Origin of the sequence: Pyxidicoccus fallax (genome assembly GCF_012933655.1) — a bacterium.
In the GTDB taxonomy this organism is placed as follows: domain Bacteria; phylum Myxococcota; class Myxococcia; order Myxococcales; family Myxococcaceae; genus Myxococcus; species Myxococcus fallax.
The window spans coordinates 1-18,212 of the sequence record NZ_JABBJJ010000098.1 but is presented as its reverse complement, the minus strand read 5'-3'; the positions used below and the strand labels follow the sequence as shown (position 1 = coordinate 18,212).

Below are 18,212 nucleotides of genomic sequence, written 5' to 3'. Positions count from 1 at the left end.
CAGGAGGTACGCCTCCCTTCATCGCTCGCGGCCTAACCTGCCCGGCGAACGTCGGTGTCGAGCGCGCGAAAACGCGCCAGGGTGCTGGCCGGAATCTCATCCAGCGCGGCGATGAGTGGCAGGGTGAACCGGCGGAAGCCTGGCTCGAACAGAGGCTCCGCGACGAACCGCGCCCTCATCTTCCGCGCGAAGAGGATGGGCGCCCGAGGCATCCTCAACCCGTCCAACTTCCCCTCCCTCGCCTGTGTCCGCTCCACCGGCGTGTTGAAGGGGTCGCTCGGAATCGCGGGTGCCTCCGTGGGGCCGAGCGCACCCACCCGCCAGCGCGGGCTCGACCACCCACGGTACTCCGCCACCCGGAAGCTGAGCCGCGCATCCTCCGCCGAGGCGCCACCGCCTCCGAGCGCCGCCACCGCTCGAGGACACAGAAACGCGCCGTCTCCGCGAAGACCAACCCAGGGCCCCCAACTCCCGACAGGTCCAGCTTCTGCTCCATCTCGATACCCCACCGCCCTCCCATGGTGACCGCCACCTGCGAATCGGGCAGCAGCAGCCGCGCGGTCGCCACCGGCTCGCCGTCCGCGTACAAGAGAAGGTGCACCGTGGTCTCCAGCGTGTCGAAGCAGCTCACCTCCCGACGCCACGGAGGCACGCGCCCGGTCATCAACCTCAGCTCCCCACCAAACACCTCCCAGCGGATGCGCAGTGCGTCGTTTCACCGTCCTCGCCATTCCTTTCGTCACCGCGGACCCGATTGCGCGAAACCACCCGCTGCGACGCCGTGATTGGGCATACCACCCGGGAGGTACAGACAACCCCCCTGTCCACCAGCAACCTCTCACGGCGATGTGCACGCCCCCCTCCGTCGAACTCACTGGACCGGTGACGAAGGTGCACGCGAGAAACTTTCAACCCGAGCGCGGGCACGAGAATCCCGGTGAGGAGTGGGGATGAGTTTTCCAACACAGGAAGAGGAACTGGCGCTGCACGAGCGCGTCCTGAAGAGAGACCCGGTGGCTCCCACGGACGTCTTCCAGGTCTTCATGGACCCCATCCTCTCCGCCCTGGGCAGGAAGGAGGGCCGTGAGCGCGAGGACGCCTATGACTCCATCATCGACGTCCTCTTCTCCTACCTGGCCAATCCTGAACGTTACCTGTCCCAGAAAGGTCGCCTGTCCACCTACCTGACGCAGGCCGCCAAGAAGCGCCTGCTCGACCGGTACCGCTCCACCGAGGCCCGCCAGCGGCGAGAGCAGGAATTCGGGGACGCTTTCGAACTTGGGGCGAGGTCTCCGAATGACGCGCTGGAGATATCCGTGGAGGCACGACGCGCCGTGGTGAGGCTGGAACAATCCGCGCTTGGGGAGGGAGACCGTGCCCTGCTCGGACTCGTCCTCCAGGGGGAGCGGTCGACCCTCGTCATGGCCGAGGCCATCGGATTGGCGTCCCTGCCGGAGGATGACCGCCGGCGAGAGGTAAAGCGGCATCGAGACCGCCTCATGAAGTGGTTGGCGCGTCTCGGAAAGGAGGACTCCGATGACGAATCCTGAATGGCTCGAGCGAGCGGCCCGGCGTAGCCGGAGCGAGACCTGGATGCTGGGACATGTGTTCGAGCGCTACCGGGAGCTCGAGGGCAGGACCCAGGAAGAGCTGGCGAAGGAGCTGGGCTGCACGCCGGACGTGCTCCACTGGCTCTCCCTCTGCCGGCGTCCCGAGGGCCAGGACTTCGATGAGCAGGCCTCCGCCATCGCCAAACGTTTTGCAGTGGATCTCGTGTCGCTCGTCCAGGTGCTCCGGCATGTCGAGGTGATGGAGACTCTGTCCAGGCAGGTGGGGAACGGGGACACGCTGGAAGAGCAACCCATGCAATCCGCGGCGAGGGACCGCACCCGGGACAGCGAGAACAACTCATGACGGCACGCTGGCTGGAGGAGGCCGTGGAAGCCTGTGGCTCGACGGCCCCTCCCCAATTCCCACGCAACCTGGCCACCGAGATTCCCCGCCGGCTCCCCGTCACCGTGGTGCCCCTGCCGCAGCTCACCGCTGACGCGGTGCATGTCTGGCTTCGGCGGCGAGGACTGAACCACCAGGTGGCGGAGGGCTCCCGAGCGTTTCATGGCTGCATGGTGGCCCGGGCGGGCGTCGGCATCCTCTTTCATGACAGCAGGGAGGGCGTGGCCGAGCAGCGCTTCACCGTTGCCCATGAAGTCGCTCACTTCGTGCTCGACCACTGGCTCCCACGCCAGCGGGCCCTGCGAGTGTTTGGTGAGGACATCCGCCCGGTGCTCGACAGCCTGCGCGCGCCCACGCCCGAGGAAGCCCTCACGGCGCTGTTCGAGCGGGTTCCGCTGGGCGTCCAGGTGAAGCTCATGGACCGGGGGCCCTCCGGGCTCTTCTCCAACGGGAAGGTCGCGGAGTCCGAGCGGCGCGCGGATCTGCTCGCACAGGAGCTGCTGGCCCCGTCGGCGCTCGTCATGCCCCTGGTGCGGGAGGTGTCCGAGGACGAGGGTGTGAGCCGGGTGATGTTCCGCTTCGGCCTTCCCGGGGAGGTGGCGCGGACGTACGTCCAGATGCTGCGCCGCCGCCTGCGCATCCCTCGCTTCTCCATCCAGCAATTCCTTGGAGTGGACGGAGATTGACCATGTCGGGAGGTATTCCCCCTGAGGTGGAAGCAGAGCTGTTCGGAGACGACGAGTATCGAGCAGCGTTCGGCGAGGACCTGTCCTTCACCCTCGACCTCGACAAGTGGTCCACCGGGCTCGACCTCGATGTCGTGATGGACCGCTTCCGGAAGGAGATTGCCAACGCCGTCAAGAAGGAGGGGCGCCTGCGAGCCATCGTCCGCAGCGAGATCTTCCCCCGCCTTCCCGGGCGTCAGCAGGCGTTCCCCGAGGCAGGCATCTACGAGGTCACCCCCGAGGAGGTGAGCCTCATCCACGAGCGCCTGCTCTTCCGCGGGAAGGTCGACGCCGTGACGGGGAGCTCCGCCTCCCATGACAGCCTCCCCATCGGCATCTCGCAGATTGGCGTGGCCGTCGTCGGCTACGGCGGCACGTCGGGAGCGTTCTCCCAGCGCCTCTTTCGCAAGGAGATGTCCTCGCGAAGCACGGACCCCATGCAGGAGGCGATGGACTACATCAACATGCGCCAGAACCGCTTCCGGGGCCGCAAGGACACGATGTCCCGGCTGGCACGCCGGGGCATCCGGACGTATGCCGAGCGCGCGGCCCTGCTGAGCAAGTCCTCGGCGGAGTGGCGCATGGGGCTCGGCAATCCCTGCGCCCATGAGCTGCTGTCCGGCTCGGGCTACATGAGCCTGCTGGAGCTCTCCCTCCGCGTGCTCCGGCGGCTCATCCACGAGCACAAGAAGTTCGTGTTCGTCTCCGATGCGCTGCAGGACCGGGGCTTCCTCACCATGGGGTTCGCGCTCGACGCGGGCGAGTACGTCATCCTGGAGACGCTCCAGAGCGATGGAGAGGAGCTCGTCGAGGGGTGGCAGTACGGCGACAGGAGCAAGCGGCTGGCCTGGGACTTCGTGAGGCAGTCCTGCCCGCATGTCGTCAAGGGCCTCTTCCGGGTGTCGGACCACTCCCCTCCCCGCCTCTTCTACGCGCACCGCGAGCACTTCCACGAAGCGGCCTGCATCGCCATGGCCGACAGCATCCTCCGGCCCGAGCGGGCCTTCCCGATGCTGCTCGACGTCGCGGAGATGTCCTGCCGCAGCGCCTTTGGTGACGACGGCTTCCTGGGCCTGGTGCACGACGCCTACGCCCAGGCGGACGCGAACCTTCAGTACTTCAGCGAGCGCGGGATGCGCCGCTAGCCGGGGAGGGGCACGGATGTTCGATGATGGCAAGGGGCAGAGGCCAGCAGGTGGGGGAATGTCCGAGGGCGAGCCGGGTCGTCCTCCGGCGCAGGCGCTGAATGGCAAGGCGCCACCGCTTCACGTCGTGGGTGGCCCCCAGCGCCCTTCCCCGGCGGCACCGGGCGGTGCTTCGCGGCCCCCCGCTCCCGTGGGTCCCCCGGGGCAGGCGATGCGCCCTGCCCCACCGGCGGGCAACCGGCCCGCGCCGCCGCCGGGGCTCGGTACGCCACCGGGCAGGCCCGCTCCCGTCCCAGCGCCGGGCACCCCTGCACCGCGCGGCGAGGCTCCCCGGCCTCCCCCGGTGGCTCCGACGGTGGAGGCGAAGGGCGCGCGCAATGACATCGTCCGCCCGACACCGGCTGCGGCCCGCGCGGCGATGCAGGAGCTGAAGGACGAGTCGAAGACGGCGGCCCAGCTCGACCCCGAGCTGGAGAAGGCCGCCGGGTTCACCCACTTCGATACCACGTCCAGCCAGGACAACCTCATCACCGTCCTGTTGACCCGGGACGACCTGCACCTGCTCGCGTCCCAGACGCTGGTGCGCGTGAAGTCCCGGGAGGATGGACGCGCGTACCTCGGTGTGGTCGTCCGGGGCCCCTTCGCGGAGCCCAATGCCGTCCCCGCCAACTCCACGATGGCCATCGGCGTGGTGACGCATGGGAAGAAGCTCACCTATACGTTCGACTACCACGGGCGCGCGGAGGTGGAGCTGCTCGGCGAAGAGGTGGAGGGCACATTGAAGCCGCCCCGCTTCCGCCCGCGGCCGCAGAGCCCCGTCTTCGTCCTTGATGACCAGGAGAGTGAGCGCGTGCTCGGCGTGGGTGGCGACCTGTGCCTCGGTGTGGTCGTGGGCTACGAGAACATGGAGGCCCGCCTCCAGGCGCGGGACAAGGCCATCCTGCCCCGGCACACGGGCATCATCGGAACGACGGGTGGCGGCAAGTCCACCACCGTGGCCACGCTCATCCACCGCGCTCAGGCGGCGGGCATCGCGACCATCGTCTTCGACGTGGAGGGCGAGTACACCCACGTGGATGAGCCCACGGACCAGGCGGCCATGCTCGAAGCGCTCAAGCGGCGCGGTCTGCGGCCGGAGGGCGTCAAGGACCTGCACATCCATCACCTGACGGGCCGCTCCAGCCGGAGACCGCGCCACCGGAACCTGCGCCGGTTCTCTCTCAACTTCTCCAGCCTCTCGCCCTATGCGCTCGCCGAGATTCTGGACATGTCCGATGCGCAGCAGGAGCGGTTCCTCAAGGCCTACGACGTCACGAAGCTGCTGCTGGAGGACTTCGGTATCTTCCCGGTGAGCGAGGAGGACCGTCGTCAGGCGCTGGACGTCGACGAGCTCACCACCGGCTACCCCCGGATGACCATCCAGCACGTACTGGACGTCGTGAGCGCCTACATCTACAGCCTCAGCGACGAGGGAAAGGCCGAGGTCAAGAGCAGGCCCCGTGCCTCGTCACGAAGGAAGAGCGGGCTGCTGGAGGACGCCGAGGAGGCCCTCGCGCAGGAAGAGGCCGCGCCGGTCTCCACGGGTCCCACGCTGTACAGCGACTTCAAGAACGACCCGGGCAAGGTGATGCGCCGGGTGATGGCCCAGAGCAGCAAGCACGAGATCAGCTGGAAGGCCCTGGCCAGCAAGCTCCACCGGCTCCGGCGCCTCAACATCTTCGATGTGGGCAGCGTACCGGGAGTGGCCTACGGCTCAATGCTCACTCCTGGCCGGGTGTCCGTCATCGACCTGTCGGACACGGACTCCCCTCAGCTCAACAACCTCGTCATCGCCGACATCCTGCGGGGGCTCCAGGAGACCCAGGAGGAGCGCTATCAGCGAGCGAACGACCAGGACGAGTCCGTCACCCCGGTGCTCATCATCATCGAGGAGGCGCACGAGTTCCTGTCGGCCAGCCGCATCTCGCAGATGCCGGTCCTGTTCGAGCAGGTCGCCCGCATCGCGAAGCGCGGCCGCAAGCGGTGGCTCGGGCTCGTGTTCGTGACACAGTTGCCCCAGCACCTCCCCAACGAGGTACTGGGACTGCTCAACAACTTCATCATCCACAAGATCACCGACAGTACCGTCATCTCGCGGATGCAACGCACGGTGGGCAGCATCGATGAGAGTCTGTGGAATCGGGTGCCGCGGCTCGCGCCGGGGCAGGCGCTGGTCTCGTTCAGCACCTTCACGCGTCCACTCATGGTCGCGGTGGACCCCGCGCCCGTGAAGCGGTTGCTCGTGGAGTAGCGGACCTGCGGCAACGTTTCGTGCGCGAGGAGGCACCATCCCTCCTCGCGCGCGGCCGCTACCGCATCAACTCCGACGGCGGCGACGCAGGGCCAGGGAGGCGCTCGCCATCATGAGGCCCCAGAGGGGCGCGCTGCCTGCGGCGGCGCAGCCTCCTTCATCGTCTCCACCCTCCCCGCCACCGCCCGGCGTCGGGGCGGGGGTGCCGTTCCCCACCTTCACGGTCAGCTTCGTCGCCACAGCCCTGTCGCCCTCGGCGCTCAGGTCTCCATTGGTGGAATTGCCGGAACCGAAGAGCGTGAGCGTGACGTCCGTCGAAGGCGCGACGAGCGAGAAGTCGAAGCGCACCTCGTTCGCCTCGAAGGCCTTGGGCGTGGAGTGAGTCAGCTCGCTTCCCAGCTTCTTCAGCCCGGCACCCGCCTGGAGGGTGGCCTCCGCGCTGTCCACCGCGATGTCCGTGCCGCCCGTCTTCGCCGGACCGCCCCGGATGATGAGCGAGTACTGGCCCGTGGCGCCAGGAGCGAGAGACGCCGGGCCCTCGATGACCACGGTGGGGGCCGTGCCGCCCTGGTGGCACAGGCCGCACGCCGCCCCCTCCTTGCCGGACTGGCCGGTGATGCCCGAGGCCGTCGCGAAGGCCGGAGTGGACAGCGACAGCGAGACGGCGAACAGACCTGCGATTGGAAATGAAAGTCTCATGACGGTCGCCTAGCGAATCTGGAGGAGCGAGAAGGACAGCCCCGGGTAGGTCAGCGTGGGCTTGCCGCTGTCGCCCAGCACATGCAGGGTCGTGGACGCGGAGCCCGCGCCGAACTCCGTGTAGAGCGTCTGGTTCTCCGTCTCGAAGAGGAAGACGCTGCCCGAGGTGGACGGGAAGGCCGCCTTGCGCGTCGCCGTCAGCGTGTCGAGCTTCAGCTCCCACCACTGCCAGCCCGTGCCACTCGCCACGAGGCGCGGATGGGTGCCCGTGGCGACCGGAGCCACCGTCTCGTCGAGCACGCGCACGTACGCCGTCCCCGTCGGCCCCGGGATGAGCGCACCCGCGGTGCCGCCGCCCACCAGGCTCGACAGCGACCGATAGAAGCTCGTGTCGAAGGCGCGCGTGCGCGGGTTGTACTTGAGCAGGCACGGCTCGGGCGCGTCCTCCCCCTGCGTCCGGCGCACCGCCGCGCCATAGGCCTCCGTCGCGATGTACACCTGACCGTCGGGGCCCACGACGGCATCGTGCGTGTAGCCACACCGGTCATCCGTCGAGATGGTGGCCTTGTCCGTCGCCGTGTCGACGGAGACCACGCCCGCCTTCCGGGTGATGCCCACGCCCGATTCGGGACGCCAGCCCACCGGAATGATGAGCTGCCCTTCGAGCCGCACGATGGCGCCGGAGAACGACAGGAGGGTATCCGGGATGATCAGCTCGTCGAGCGGGATGGTCCCCGTGACGCTCATCGCCGTGGGGTTCCAGATGACGATCTGCGCGTTCTCTCCGTCGAAGTAATACGCCTTCGTCTCGGAGATGAACTGGAAGTTGGCCTGGTACTCGCCGAGCGCCATCGCGCCCTGGCTCGCGAAGCTCACGGTGCCCGACGCCTGCAGCTTGCCGCTGTCGTCGAGCGAGTAGCGCGTCACCACCGGGCTGTCATCGCTCACCACGTACACGGAGCCCGTCTTGGGAAGGCCCACGCCGAGCGCCCGGCCCGGCACCTGGATGGCGCCATCCAGTGACAGCGTCGCGGTCTTCTCCGCGTCGCTCGTCACCACGACGTAGCTCGTGGCCGGGTCCGGCTCGAACTTCTGGGTGGTGATGGCATACAGCGGGCGCTCGTCATCCCCCTGCTCGTCCGAGTCACACCCGGCGAACAGGGACAGGGCGAGCAGTGCGGTGGGGAGTCGCAAGGAGGAGAAGGCAACAGACTGCTTCATCGCTACGGCCTTTCTACGGTGGGGGGAACTGGAGGCGCGGCTTCACACAGCAGGAGCGGCGATTGCCGTCTCTTGTGAAGTTGATATTCATTATCAATATCGATCAGTAGACCGGCAAAGCCGTCATGTCAAGAAGGAGGTGTTCCGGTGACCTTCAGTCCGTGGGCAGCTCCGTCACCGGCGCCTGACCCTCCCCTGCCTTCAAGGCTTCGTTAAGGTCGTCCCCATGCGCATCGACCGTCAGACGTTCTGGTTCCTGGATCTGGTTATCGAGCTTCGGGAGAACCTGGCCGTCCTGAGGAGTTCGAACATCGAGGAGATCATCAACCGCCCGACGCACGGGCTGGGTGAACGGGAGCTGGTCGAGGCCCTTACCGCGCTCTGCCAGGCCGGCCTCATCGAGGTGGCGAACGAACATGGCGTGCGAGCGTGCTCACCGCACGAGGTCGAACGTGCTTTCGCGGAGAGCAGTTGCAAACCCCGCCACTATTCGGGGTTCTGGTATGGCCTGACACCCGCCGGAGGTGCCGCATGGGAGTCCGTCACCCGACCCGACTGGAGCCTCTACTCCACCTATGGGGCCGGACAGGAAGACATCTGCATCGAAGCGGCAAGCCATGAACGCGCGCTGGAGGAGTTCGCCTGGGCCTCCAAGGACCCCACGCATGTTCCCATCATGAGCAGCTATCAAGAGACGCGCTTGCAGCCGTGGGAGGCCACCTATTGGAAGACCCTGTCAGAGGGTTTCCGGATCCAATACGCGTGGGCCAAGGGCAGGAACACCACCGCATGGTTGCTCAGCAAGCCGTTCTCGCGACGCTGGTATGAAGAGCCGAAGTTGGATGGACTCAATGGGTGACTGGGCGATAACGACCCACTGGTCGCTGAAACAGCCGAGGATGCCCGATGCCCGCGACTTTCCGGACGAGCGTTGGGCGGCGCGGCTGGGCCGCGTGGCGCCCGGACTCTGGCAGTTGGAGACGCTCCAGAAGTATGGCCATTACCAGCCGCTCGACGAGGCGATGGTCGTCGGAGCGCAGGTCAACGACGGCTACCTCCTGAATCGCGGCGTGGGCTCCTTCTTCGCGGGATGGAATTACATCCTCGGCATGGAGTCATCGGCAGCGGCCCGGTTCACCGAGGCCGCGGGCCTGCTCGAAGGCGCATGCGCACTCCCCCTACCGCCACGCCAGCACCTGCTGTGCCTGCGTGAGCCGATTCGCGTCGAGCATCCCCACACGCGCTGGGCGCTGGACGAGAGCCATCTGGATGCATCGCCCGCGGCCCGGGTCATCGAGGCGCTCCTGGCTCCGGGACATGCCCTCCGCCGTGGGAGCATCGAGCTCGTGGTCGGGCTTCACTCCCGCGAGTTCGGCTGGGTCCACACGGGAGCCCTGACGCTGTTCTTCGAAGGCACGTTCGCCTCCGCCCGAGCGGAGTGGGTGATGACCGGCCAGCGAAACCCGCTCGCGGACGAGCGCGTCGACGGGCCGTATGCCGACTCCATCTCCATGGCGCGCCCCGAGCCGGTGCTTCCGCCCACGGTGCCGTGGCCCTTCGAACCCTGGTGACCACCCGGTGGGTGTCTCAAGGCGGAAGGACGCGGAAGAAGAACCGGAAGCCCGCGGCCCGCAGCTTGCTGAATCTCCGGACCAGCACGTCGTCTCCACCGGCCAGCCGCGACAGGGCATCCAGGTCCGCTCGCCACGGGTCGAGCGCATGCGTGTTGAAGTCCCAAACATCGGCGCCGAGACACGCCGCGAGCTCTCGGGATTCTTCGTCGTTCCCGTACACGTCGAACAATCGCGTGATGACCTTCGTGCCGTCGGGCACGCCCGTGTATCGCTCCGCGTCGTAGTCGAGCAACTCCACGACGGATGGGCCCAAGGGACCCACGGCGAGGAGTTCCACACTCGTCTCGCCGCGAGGTGACACGGGTAGCCGCCCCGCTTCGTGGAGCACCGCTCGCACGGCGGCGTCCGCTTCCGCGAGACCGGCGCCGGTGCCGCGCCGGACGTGCAGCACCGCCTCCAGCAGGCCCTTCTCGTCGAACAGCCGTACGACGGCGTCCCGAAGCTCCGGAGAGAGCACGCGTCACCCGTTGGGACAGAAGAAGAACTCGAAGCCCGCGTCGCGCAGCCTGACGAAGCGCTCCACCGGAGCCTCGCAGGCCCGCTCGCACGCGTCACATGGATGCTCGGCCCGGGCCTTGGCGTGCTCCTCGCACCGGAAATACCCCGCGTGGAAGTCACGCAGCGCGCCCAGGTCCGCGCGACGCGGGTCGAACGCGTGACTCTTGAAGTCCCACGGTTCCACCCCGACGCAAGCCGCGAGCTCCCGGCTCCGCGTGCTTCCCTCGGGGGCTCTGAATACCGACACGACGAGGACCGCGCCTTCGCGGGTCGTGGCGTGACGTTCCGGCGGCTGGTCCAGGAAGGGCAGCAGCCCGCGGTGGAACGGGCCGATGGCGAGTACTTCGGCGGACATCCCCATGGTGGCCGGGCAGTATAGGCCCGGCCACCATGAGCGATACCCCGTGCGCTCACCTCCGGGGTTCGACCTTCACGCCACCAGACATCGTGGCCTGCATCGCGGGCGTCGCGAGGAAGTCGTGGGGGAAGCCCATCTCGATGGCGCTGGCCTCGTGCAGACGCGCCAGCACGTTGTCGGGCAGCTCGACCTCCAGTGCGCCGAGGTTGTCCTCCAATTGTGCCAGGGTCCGCGCGCCGATGATGGGCGACGTCACGGCGGGGTTGCGCAGCGTCCACGCGAGCGCCACCTGCGCGGGCGTGCGCTCGACGCTCCTCGCCACCTCCTTCACCACCTCGGCGATGGCGAGCCCCCGCGCCGAGAGCGAGCCACTCACCTGGGCCACGCCCTTGCGCGAGGTCGCGATGCCGGACCCCGCCGGCTCGAGGTCCGCCTTCGAGTACTTGCCCGTCAGCACCCCACTCGCCAGGGGAGACCAGGGGATGACGCCCAGGCCCAGCTCCCGCGCCATGGGCATCAGCTCGCGCTCCACCGTGCGCTGGATGAGGCTGTACTCAATCTGCAGCGCGACGAAGGGCGTCCACCCGCGCACGTCCGCCAGGGCCTGCATCCGGGACACCTGCCAGGCCGGCGTGTCGGAGATGCCCAGGTAGAGCACCTTGCCGGCGCGGACCAGGTCGTCCATCGCGCGCAGCACCTCCTCCACCGGCGTCGTGCCGTCCCACGCATGCAGGTAGAGCAGGTCGATGTAGTCCGTCTTCATCCGCGCCAGGCTCTGCTCCACCGTGCGGACCATGTTCTTGCGGTGGTTGCCACCCGAGTTCGGGTCCCCCGGCCGCGTCGCGAGTGTGTACTTCGTGGCCAGCACCAGCCGCTCGCGCTTGCCCTCGGAGAACGTTCCCACCAGCTGCTCCGAGGAGCCGTTGGTGTAGAAGCTCGCGGTGTCGATGAAGTTGCCACCCCGGTCGACATAGGTGTCGAAGAGGCGGCGCGACTCCTCCACGTCCGCCCCCCAGCCCCAGTCGGAGCCGAAGGTCATCGTTCCCAGCGACAGCGGCGAGACGCGCAGGCCCGAGCGGCCCAGCAGGCGATAGGTATCCAGCGACAGCTTCCCGTTCATGACGACCTCCCGAGCGCGGCCGCTCCATTCGGCCGCGTCACGCCCGGAACAATGTGCGCGTGCGGCTCTTCAGTGAATGCTGCAGAATCCAAATGGGCTATTAAGCAGGAGGTACAGAATGCGCGGCAGCGATTACACCGAGCTCACCGCCTTCGTCGCGGTCGCCACCCACAAGAGCTTCTCCCGGGCCGCCGCCCACCTGCGCGTCTCGCCTCCAGCGCTCAGTCAGACCATCCGCCGGCTGGAAGAGCGACTCGGGGCCCGTCTGCTGAACCGGACGACGCGCAGCGTGTCCCTCAGCGAGGCCGGTGAGCGACTCCTGGCGAGGGCCCTTCCGTCCATGTCCGAGCTGGAGGCGGCGGTCGCCGAGGTGCGCGAGTCTCGGGAGAGACCCTCGGGGAGTCTGCGCATCAATGCGCCTCCTGTCGTCGCCACGCGGCTGCTCGGGCCCCTGCTGGGGCCCTTCCATGCCGCCTACCCCGACATCGTCCTCGACATCGTCATCGAGGAGGCGCTGACGGACATCGTCGCCGGCCGCTTCGACGCGGGCATCCGGCTCGGGGAGCGTCTGGAGAAGGACATGATCGCCGTGAGGCTCGACGAAGAGCAGGAGATGGCGGCCGTCGGCTCCCCCGAATACTTCGCACGCCACGGTGTACCGAGGACGCCGCGCGAGCTGCACAAGCACCGCTGCATCAACTGGCGCTGGAGCGCCAACGGCAACCTGTACCGCTGGGAGTTCGAGAAGAATGGCAAGGCGCTCGAAGTGGCCGCGGACGGCCCGCTCATCGTCAACGACCTGAGCCTCCTCATCCAGGGCGCGGTGGATGGCGTGGGGCTGGCGTACGTCCTCGAGCAGGACGTGCGGCCGTGGCTCGAAGCGGGACGGCTCAAGCGTGTGCTGAAGGACTGGTCGCCCAGGTTCCCCGGCTTCCACCTGTACTATCCGAGCCGGCAGGTGTCGGCCCCGCTGCGCGCGTTCCTCGACTTCCTCCGGAAGTGAGGCATCTCGTTCGCGAGGCGCATGGTGCGCTTCGGAGGAATATCTGGGCCGGCAGGAGGACGCGTCATGAGTCCCTTCCATCCTCGGAGACGCATCGACCGCTACCTGGCGCTGGGGGACCTGTCCCTCCATGAGGAGGAGGCGCTGCGCAAACACCTGCGGCGCTGCGAGCGGTGCAGGAAGTACTTCGACACGGGAGTCCTTCTGCTCCGTGCAGCTCGGGACGGCGGTCCGGGCCCGGGCGACCTGGAGCGGAGGGAACGGCGGGCGGAGACGGCTGGAACGAACGTTCCTTCCGAATCCGCGCCTCGGAGGTGGCGGCTGCGGCGAGCGGCAAAGGATGGAACGAACGTTCCTTCCGAAGCCGCGCCTCGGAGGTGGAAGGCCCTGCGTGCGAAGGTGGCTGGAGCGAAGGCTTTCTCCGTCGGCGCGCAGCGCAGGTGGAGAGACCGACGGGCGGCAAAGGCGGTGAAGAACGTTTCTTTCGACCCCGCGTCGCCTGGGCAGGTCGCCCCATCGGCGACAGAGCGCGGAACGAACGTTCCTTCCACCACGATGCCGCGCTCGCGGAGGCTCCGGCGGGTGGCGAAGAGTGGAACGAACGTTCCATCCGGGCGACTGGCACGCTGGTGGCGGGCACGGCGGGACGCGGGCGCTGGAGCCGGAAGTCCACCCGGACGCGTGGCACGCTGGTGGCGGGCACGGCGGGACGCGGGCGCTGGAACAAGAAGTCCACCCGGGCGCGTGGCGCGTTGGTGGAGGGCACGACGGGCCGCGGGTGCGGGAACGAACGCTCTGCCCGCCATCGCACGCCGATGGAAAGACCGGCGCGCCGCGAAGTCTGGAAAGCCGATGCCCCCACCCGTGGCAACGATTGGAACGAACGTTCCTACCGTGGCCACTCAGCGCCGCCAGCGCTGGGGCCCCAGGCTGGTGGGACTCGCGCTGGCTGGACTCGCGTTCGGACTCTGGCTCACGTGGTGGTGCCTGTCCGACGGGTGAGGACGGGCCCGGGGCGGGTGGTCAGGTCTGATGGAGCTGGATGAGGTTGCCGCACGTGTCCTCGAAGATGGCGGTGGTGACCGGACCCATCTGGGTGGGCTTGGAGCGGAACACCACGCCCAGCTTGCTCAGCTTTTCGTACTCCTGGTGGATGTCCTTTGAGGCGAAGGACGTCAGCGGAATCCCATCCTTGAAGAGCGCCTGCTGATAGACGCGGGCCGCCGGGTGACCCATGGGCTCCAGGACGAGCTCGACCTCGTCCATCTGCTCGGGCGATGCCACCGTCAGCCAGCGGAACTCCCCCATCGGGATGTCGTGCTTCTTCACGAAGCCGAGCACCTCCGTATAGAACTTCAGCGCCTTTGCCTGGTCGTCCACCAGCAAACTGTTGAGCGTGATCTTCATCCGCGTCTCCGGGGGGCTTGAGCAAGGGACTGACGGAGTGCGTCGGCACATCCATCAACTACGTGGATGACGCTAGTGAGGACTCTCCAGACGGTCAACCTTTTGGTTTAGGAATGTCTGGGGTCATCCACGCCCGGGGCGGCACAGGCGAGAACCTGCGACCCGGCCCTCTCCTCGATGCCCACGCCGCGGACGCTCTACTTCTCGCGGGACTCGCGGGACGCGGTGCCCGAACTGTACGTCGACGGAACCACCGCGACCGTGCTCCGGCTCCCGAGCGCGGTGGATCCGGAGCGGACGAAGCTCCTCGGGTGGGAGGGCCGGTTCGAGCCCCTGCTCGCTGGCGGCAGGTCCGTGGTCATTGCCCCACTCCAGAACCTCGCGCGGGGAGATCGCTTCATGCTCCTGGTGACCCTTCTGGACGGAACGGAGATTCCACTCACCGTCACCGCCGCGACATGCAGGATCGACGGTCAGATCTCCGTCTTCCCCGACCCGGAGGCGCCAGCGGCGCTGCGAAAGGCGCTGGACGAAAAGACCCAGGAGGTCGACTCCCTCAGGGCCGAGAACAACCAGAGACGGGAGCAGGAGACGTCCGTGGACCATGCCCTGGCCGCGCTTCTCGCGAGGGACCAGGTTGCGCTGACTCCTTTCTCGGAGTCCCGCAAGTGGCGCCTGCGCGAGGAGTCGGCCGACGTGGAGGTCTCCCTCTTTCTTCCCAAGGGGAAGAAGGTCGCGGCGAGCAAGGCCGCTGTCGTCTTCACGGTGAAGAACCGGGACCCCGCGCGGTCCCGGGCACTGCAGGAGGCCCGGCTCACGACCTACGCCACGCGGCAGGCTCACCCCTTCGCCCTGCGAGCCACCCTGCCCTCGATTGCGCCCGGCGAGGAGGGCCGCATCGCCATCGTCACGGACTTCGACTCGTTCGACCCGGCCAGGGATGGCGACAGGCTCGTACTGGAACTCTTCCGGGGTGACGGTCTCCGGCAGGCCTACGTGGAGTTGATGCCCCAGAGTCAGCGCTGAGCCTTCCGCCGACGACCTTCCATGCGGAAGCGGCCGTTCTTGGCGAACACGGGCTTGAAAAGTAAGAGCCTCTTCATGCCCTCGATGAAAGCCGCGCTGACCTCCGTCCTCCTCGGTGTCTCTGGCCTGAGCCTCGGCTGTGCGAGCTCGGGCGTTTCCATCCGCCCGGATGGAAGTCCCGGACCGCAGCCGTGTCCGGAAAAGGCACTGGAGGCCATGCGCATCCTGCGCTTGCGGCCCGGTGACAGCTCGTCGGTTGAAATCGATGCCAACCAGAACGGCTACAGCTCCATCACGGTCAATGATGGGCCTGTCGAGAGCATCCTCCAGGGCCATCTCGGGTACCTGGACCCCACCACTCGCCTGTACGGTCAGATATGGACGGGAGGTCCCAACGTCGTCATCCGGTACTACGAGGCCCGTCCGCCGGATGGAGACCCGATTCCCATCTGCGCCGTTGCGCGCCTTGGCCGCGGCGGGCTGCTGAAGAAGCCGGGCTCCCCTCCCGGGAGTGCGGTGCTGGAGTTCTCCGGCGCGGGTGTCTACATCGTCGATGCCTTCCGCTGACCCGCCGTTCTTGCACCGCCGGACAGCCCCACGCCGCCGCGCTGGACTCGCGGGCGCCGGGCCTGTCCTGATGCCGCGCATGAACAGGCTCATGACGACGTGTTTGCTGGGACTCGCCGCGCTGACGCTGGCGTCCTGCTCGGATGACGACAAGGACATCGGCTGCGCGCAGGTGGTGGTCTACGCCCGGCCTGCATCGGGCGGCGAGTGCACTGCCTTCCCCACCCCGTGTGACGTCCCCGGCGGCTACGTCGAGTGCTGCGGCGGTTTCCTCGGCGGCGGCTGCGTGGGAACCGGCGCGGACGCGCGCTGCGTGGACGACCCTACCGACTCCTGCGACCCGGCCTCGGGCGGCGCGGACTGCCCCGGCATCTGCCAGTAGCTCCCGTCAGGACACCTGCTGCATCCCGGTCGATTCCACCACCCGGCCGGACTCCAGCCGCACCACCCGGTCCGCCAGCGCGAAGTACCGGTCATCATGCGAGATGACCACCAGCGCCTTGCCCGCCGCCTTCAATTCCGGCAGCAGCTCCCGGTAGAACACGTCCTTGAAGACCGGGTCCTGGTCCGCCGCCCACTCGTCGAACACGTAGATGGGCCGGTCCTCCAGGTACGCGGTGAGCAACGCCAGCCGCTTGCGCTGCCCCTGGGACAGCGCCGTCGTCGACAGCCGCCCCCCTTCAATCCGCACCTTCCGCTCCAGCCGCAGCCGGCGCAGCAGCTCCTCCGCCCGCGCCACCAGCCGCGTCGAGCCCAGCCCGAGCAGGTGCTCGAAGAGGTGGAAGTCCGAGAACACCACCGAGAAGTACTCCCGGTACCCGTCCCGGTCCGCGTCCGTCATCACCCGGCCGTCCACCCGCAGCTCGCCGGACTCCGGCCAGTACAGCCCCGTCAGCAGCTTCGCCAGCGTCGTCTTCCCGCTGCCGTTGCCCCCCACCAGGAAGACGCACTCGCCCGGCACCAGCGTCAGGTCGATGGGGCCCAGCGTGAAGGGCCGGTCCTCGTCCTCGCGGTGGTACGCGTGCGTGACGCCCACCAGCTCCAGCTTCTGGAAGGCACGCGGCTCCGGTACCTCCGTGGGGGTCGCCTCCGCGCCGTCCTCCGTCAGCGACAGCCCCATCTGCTCCAGGTGCCGCGCCGCCACTCCCGCGCGCAGCAGCAGGTGCAGGAGGTTCAGCAGCGTGTCCAGCGGCGCCTGCAGGTACAGCACCACCAGCGTGTAGCCCACCAGTGTGCGCCGGTCGACCTCGCCCCAGGCGGGGAACGCGAACAGCAGCAGCCCGATGAGCGAGAAGTGCAGCAGGAACGCCCAGGACTGGCCCAGCATCCCCAGGTCCGCGCTGCGGGTGAACAGGCGCCGGATGGCGCCCGCGGCGGGCTCCAGGTGCTCGGTCAGGAAGGCCCCGCGCCGGCGGCGGTGCAGCTTCAGCTCCTTGATGCCCCGCGTGAGCGCGTCGAAGTGCTGGAACAGCAGGTCCGCTTGCGTCCGCGCCCGCTGCAGGAACACCCGCGAGCGGCGCTGCAAGAGCCCGTAGACGGACAGCCCGAGCACCAGCACCGCCACCATCCCCACGAAGACCCGCCCCGACAGCCAGGCCAGGTACATCAGGCAGCCCAGCGTGGTGGCCGCGCTGATGACCACCGTGGGCAGGTGCGCCAGCCCCTGGTTGATGGCGAGGGCGTCCTCCTGGAGCGCCGACATCACCCGCGCGCTCCCCACCCGCTCCAGGCCGCGCAGCGGCGCCTCCAGGATGCGCCGGCTGAGCCGCATGCGGAGCTGGTACAGCGTGCCCACGTTCAGCCGCGTCAGCAGCATCTGCGTGACGCCGCGGGTCACCATCGCCAGCAGCCCCACCCCGACGAAGGTGAGCACCAGCCCGCGCTCCAGCGGGCCCTCGCGGGTCAGCGCTTCATTGATGAGCGAGATGAGCCGCGCGCTGCACGCCCCCGAGATGACGCCGAGGACGACGGCCAGCGCGAAGTGCCCGCGGGAGACTCGCAGCAGCAGGGAGAAGACGTTCATCCGGGGCCATCACGCGACACCGGAGCGGGCGTCCGGGCAGGGGTACGACGGAGGCCACCATATCGGGCGACCGGCCAACCGGCCACCACCCTTCCGAAGACGGTGAGCCGTCAGGGCTGCTTCGTATCGCCCTTGGAGCCGGGGGCCTGGTTGTTCGGCCGCTCCTTGTTGCGATAGCCCCACGACGAGCTCCACATGCCCGGACCGGTGAAGAGCACCGTCACCAGCGTCATCACCGCGGCCCCAATGAGAATCTCCACCAGCATGGCCACCTGCTCCCGTGTCGTGACGGCCCGTGCCGTCCCTCCTGGAGGACCGGACCGCCGGCCGCCCCGCGCGCCGCGGCCGGACGCCTGGCGTGCCGACGGCCGAGCCTCCAGCGGACGTTCATGCCGCAATGCCCTTCGGGACGCAACGCGCGTCGAGGAGGGCGCCACCCACTGAACCTAACGCCTCCCCGCCGCTGGGGGCAGCGCGCCGTCACCGCCGCGTCCACCGTTTTCCTGGTGCTAGGCTCGCCGCCCCCATGCCTCTCCCCCACCC

The 18,212-nt window shown here is 68.3% G+C and carries 19 protein-coding genes and 1 pseudogene; 11 read left to right on the top strand and 9 right to left on the bottom strand.

Annotation, left to right across the window (positions count from 1 at the left end; all coding sequences use genetic code 11):
- Positions 1 to 32: 32 nt before the first annotated feature.
- Positions 33 to 706: pseudogene (locus HG543_RS21560) on the bottom strand (GNAT family N-acyltransferase).
- A 244-nt stretch (positions 707 to 950) separates the two neighbouring features.
- Between HG543_RS21560 and HG543_RS21555 the strand changes: the two are divergent.
- Genes HG543_RS21555 through HG543_RS21535 form a run of 5 tightly spaced genes read left to right on the top strand, consistent with a single transcriptional unit; the run spans position 951 to position 6,113 of the window.
- Entirely contained in the window at positions 951 to 1,550 is a 600-nt protein-coding gene (locus tag HG543_RS21555; RefSeq protein WP_169346707.1) for an RNA polymerase sigma factor, read from the top strand.
- Positions 1,537 to 1,914 carry a hypothetical protein gene (locus tag HG543_RS21550; protein ID WP_246357201.1) on the top strand — a complete coding sequence of 126 codons (378 nt, stop codon included), beginning with the start codon at positions 1,537 to 1,539 and terminating at the stop codon, positions 1,912 to 1,914. The genes HG543_RS21555 and HG543_RS21550 overlap by 14 nt, the downstream gene beginning before the upstream one ends.
- Positions 1,911 to 2,639, top strand: a complete 729-nt coding sequence (locus HG543_RS21545; RefSeq protein WP_169346706.1) for an ImmA/IrrE family metallo-endopeptidase — start codon at positions 1,911 to 1,913, stop codon at positions 2,637 to 2,639. Before HG543_RS21550 ends, HG543_RS21545 begins: the two co-directional genes overlap by 4 nt.
- Positions 2,640 to 2,641: 2 nt before the next feature.
- Positions 2,642 to 3,823, top strand: a complete 1,182-nt coding sequence (locus HG543_RS21540; RefSeq protein WP_169346705.1) for a hypothetical protein — start codon at positions 2,642 to 2,644, stop codon at positions 3,821 to 3,823.
- A gap of 16 nt (positions 3,824 to 3,839) precedes the next feature.
- The gene (locus HG543_RS21535) at positions 3,840 to 6,113 is read left to right on the top strand and encodes a helicase HerA-like domain-containing protein (protein ID WP_371876494.1); all 2,274 of its coding nucleotides are present in this window, start codon (positions 3,840 to 3,842) and stop codon (positions 6,111 to 6,113) included.
- A 66-nt stretch (positions 6,114 to 6,179) separates the two neighbouring features.
- Here the strand turns inward: HG543_RS21535 and HG543_RS21530 are convergent, their stop codons facing one another.
- Together HG543_RS21530 and HG543_RS21525 are read right to left on the bottom strand one after the other, a co-directional pair.
- Positions 6,180 to 6,812 (bottom strand): MXAN_6652 family MXYO-CTERM-anchored protein, encoded by a 633-nt coding sequence (locus HG543_RS21530; RefSeq protein WP_169346703.1) that lies wholly within the window; start codon positions 6,810 to 6,812, stop codon positions 6,180 to 6,182.
- Between the two features lie 9 nt (positions 6,813 to 6,821).
- Positions 6,822 to 8,033, bottom strand: a complete 1,212-nt coding sequence (locus tag HG543_RS21525; RefSeq protein WP_169346702.1) for a DUF4374 domain-containing protein — start codon at positions 8,031 to 8,033, stop codon at positions 6,822 to 6,824.
- A 226-nt stretch (positions 8,034 to 8,259) separates the two neighbouring features.
- On the opposite strand from HG543_RS21525, the gene HG543_RS21520 reads away from it, so the two are divergent.
- Both HG543_RS21520 and HG543_RS21515 read left to right on the top strand, forming a co-directional pair.
- Entirely contained in the window at positions 8,260 to 8,892 is a 633-nt protein-coding gene (locus tag HG543_RS21520; RefSeq protein ID WP_169346701.1) for a hypothetical protein, read from the top strand.
- Positions 8,876 to 9,604, top strand: coding sequence for a hypothetical protein (locus tag HG543_RS21515; protein WP_246357200.1), 729 nt, complete (start codon positions 8,876 to 8,878; stop codon positions 9,602 to 9,604). Before HG543_RS21520 ends, HG543_RS21515 begins: the two co-directional genes overlap by 17 nt.
- A 16-nt stretch (positions 9,605 to 9,620) precedes the next feature.
- Here HG543_RS21515 and HG543_RS21510 read toward each other — a convergent pair whose 3' ends face one another.
- The 3 genes from HG543_RS21510 to HG543_RS21500 are packed head-to-tail and all read right to left on the bottom strand — an operon-like array spanning position 9,621 to position 11,643.
- The gene (locus HG543_RS21510; RefSeq protein ID WP_169346700.1) at positions 9,621 to 10,124 is read right to left on the bottom strand and encodes a hypothetical protein; all 504 of its coding nucleotides are present in this window, start codon (positions 10,122 to 10,124) and stop codon (positions 9,621 to 9,623) included.
- 3 nt (positions 10,125 to 10,127) lie between these two features.
- Positions 10,128 to 10,520: a hypothetical protein gene (locus HG543_RS21505; RefSeq protein WP_169346699.1), complete on the bottom strand. Its 393-nt coding sequence runs from the start codon at positions 10,518 to 10,520 to the stop codon at positions 10,128 to 10,130.
- 55 nt (positions 10,521 to 10,575) lie between these two features.
- Positions 10,576 to 11,643: an aldo/keto reductase gene (locus HG543_RS21500; RefSeq protein ID WP_169346698.1), complete on the bottom strand. Its 1,068-nt coding sequence runs from the start codon at positions 11,641 to 11,643 to the stop codon at positions 10,576 to 10,578.
- Between the two features lie 118 nt (positions 11,644 to 11,761).
- On the opposite strand from HG543_RS21500, the gene HG543_RS21495 reads away from it, so the two are divergent.
- Complete coding sequence (locus HG543_RS21495) at positions 11,762 to 12,646, top strand: LysR family transcriptional regulator (RefSeq protein ID WP_169346697.1); 885 nt, start codon at positions 11,762 to 11,764, stop codon at positions 12,644 to 12,646.
- Between the two features lie 1,023 nt (positions 12,647 to 13,669).
- On the opposite strand, the gene HG543_RS21490 is transcribed toward HG543_RS21495, so the two are convergent.
- Positions 13,670 to 14,053: a VOC family protein gene (locus HG543_RS21490; protein WP_169346696.1), complete on the bottom strand. Its 384-nt coding sequence runs from the start codon at positions 14,051 to 14,053 to the stop codon at positions 13,670 to 13,672.
- A gap of 117 nt (positions 14,054 to 14,170) precedes the next feature.
- Here HG543_RS21490 and HG543_RS21485 point away from each other — a divergent pair, with 117 nt between their 5' ends.
- From HG543_RS21485 to HG543_RS21475, 3 genes are all read left to right on the top strand, one after another.
- Positions 14,171 to 15,079: a DUF2381 family protein gene (locus tag HG543_RS21485; protein ID WP_281404439.1), complete on the top strand. Its 909-nt coding sequence runs from the start codon at positions 14,171 to 14,173 to the stop codon at positions 15,077 to 15,079.
- A gap of 216 nt (positions 15,080 to 15,295) precedes the next feature.
- Positions 15,296 to 15,646 (top strand): hypothetical protein, encoded by a 351-nt coding sequence (locus HG543_RS21480; protein WP_343073407.1) that lies wholly within the window; start codon positions 15,296 to 15,298, stop codon positions 15,644 to 15,646.
- Between the two features lie 91 nt (positions 15,647 to 15,737).
- The gene (locus HG543_RS21475) at positions 15,738 to 16,028 is read left to right on the top strand and encodes a hypothetical protein (RefSeq protein WP_246357199.1); all 291 of its coding nucleotides are present in this window, start codon (positions 15,738 to 15,740) and stop codon (positions 16,026 to 16,028) included.
- Positions 16,029 to 16,034: 6 nt separating this feature from the next.
- On the opposite strand, the gene HG543_RS21470 is transcribed toward HG543_RS21475, so the two are convergent.
- Complete coding sequence (locus HG543_RS21470; RefSeq protein ID WP_169346692.1) at positions 16,035 to 17,669, bottom strand: cyclic peptide export ABC transporter; 1,635 nt, start codon at positions 17,667 to 17,669, stop codon at positions 16,035 to 16,037.
- 110 nt (positions 17,670 to 17,779) lie between these two features.
- Positions 17,780 to 17,935, bottom strand: a complete 156-nt coding sequence (locus HG543_RS21465; RefSeq protein ID WP_169346691.1) for a hypothetical protein — start codon at positions 17,933 to 17,935, stop codon at positions 17,780 to 17,782.
- Between the last annotated feature and the right edge of the window lie 277 nt (positions 17,936 to 18,212).

What these genes read in the sequence shown, in the direction of transcription:
- HG543_RS21555 (WP_169346707.1), top strand. Translation starts at nt 951, where the DNA reads ATGAGTTTTCCAACACAGGAAGAGGAACTGGCGCTGCACGAGCGCGTC.
- HG543_RS21550 (WP_246357201.1), top strand. Translation starts at nt 1,537, where the DNA reads ATGACGAATCCTGAATGGCTCGAGCGAGCGGCCCGGCGTAGCCGGAGC.
- HG543_RS21545 (WP_169346706.1), top strand. Translation starts at nt 1,911, where the DNA reads ATGACGGCACGCTGGCTGGAGGAGGCCGTGGAAGCCTGTGGCTCGACG.
- HG543_RS21540 (WP_169346705.1), top strand. Translation starts at nt 2,642, where the DNA reads ATGTCGGGAGGTATTCCCCCTGAGGTGGAAGCAGAGCTGTTCGGAGAC.
- HG543_RS21535 (WP_371876494.1), top strand. Translation starts at nt 3,840, where the DNA reads ATGTTCGATGATGGCAAGGGGCAGAGGCCAGCAGGTGGGGGAATGTCC.
- HG543_RS21530 (WP_169346703.1), bottom strand. Translation starts at nt 6,812, where the DNA reads ATGAGACTTTCATTTCCAATCGCAGGTCTGTTCGCCGTCTCGCTGTCG.
- HG543_RS21525 (WP_169346702.1), bottom strand. Translation starts at nt 8,033, where the DNA reads ATGAAGCAGTCTGTTGCCTTCTCCTCCTTGCGACTCCCCACCGCACTG.
- HG543_RS21520 (WP_169346701.1), top strand. Translation starts at nt 8,260, where the DNA reads ATGCGCATCGACCGTCAGACGTTCTGGTTCCTGGATCTGGTTATCGAG.
- HG543_RS21515 (WP_246357200.1), top strand. Translation starts at nt 8,876, where the DNA reads ATGGACTCAATGGGTGACTGGGCGATAACGACCCACTGGTCGCTGAAA.
- HG543_RS21505 (WP_169346699.1), bottom strand. Translation starts at nt 10,520, where the DNA reads ATGTCCGCCGAAGTACTCGCCATCGGCCCGTTCCACCGCGGGCTGCTG.
- HG543_RS21500 (WP_169346698.1), bottom strand. Translation starts at nt 11,643, where the DNA reads ATGAACGGGAAGCTGTCGCTGGATACCTATCGCCTGCTGGGCCGCTCG.
- HG543_RS21495 (WP_169346697.1), top strand. Translation starts at nt 11,762, where the DNA reads ATGCGCGGCAGCGATTACACCGAGCTCACCGCCTTCGTCGCGGTCGCC.
- HG543_RS21490 (WP_169346696.1), bottom strand. Translation starts at nt 14,053, where the DNA reads ATGAAGATCACGCTCAACAGTTTGCTGGTGGACGACCAGGCAAAGGCG.
- HG543_RS21480 (WP_343073407.1), top strand. Translation starts at nt 15,296, where the DNA reads ATGCGCATCCTGCGCTTGCGGCCCGGTGACAGCTCGTCGGTTGAAATC.
- HG543_RS21475 (WP_246357199.1), top strand. Translation starts at nt 15,738, where the DNA reads ATGACGACGTGTTTGCTGGGACTCGCCGCGCTGACGCTGGCGTCCTGC.
- HG543_RS21470 (WP_169346692.1), bottom strand. Translation starts at nt 17,669, where the DNA reads ATGAACGTCTTCTCCCTGCTGCTGCGAGTCTCCCGCGGGCACTTCGCG.
- HG543_RS21465 (WP_169346691.1), bottom strand. Translation starts at nt 17,935, where the DNA reads ATGCTGGTGGAGATTCTCATTGGGGCCGCGGTGATGACGCTGGTGACG.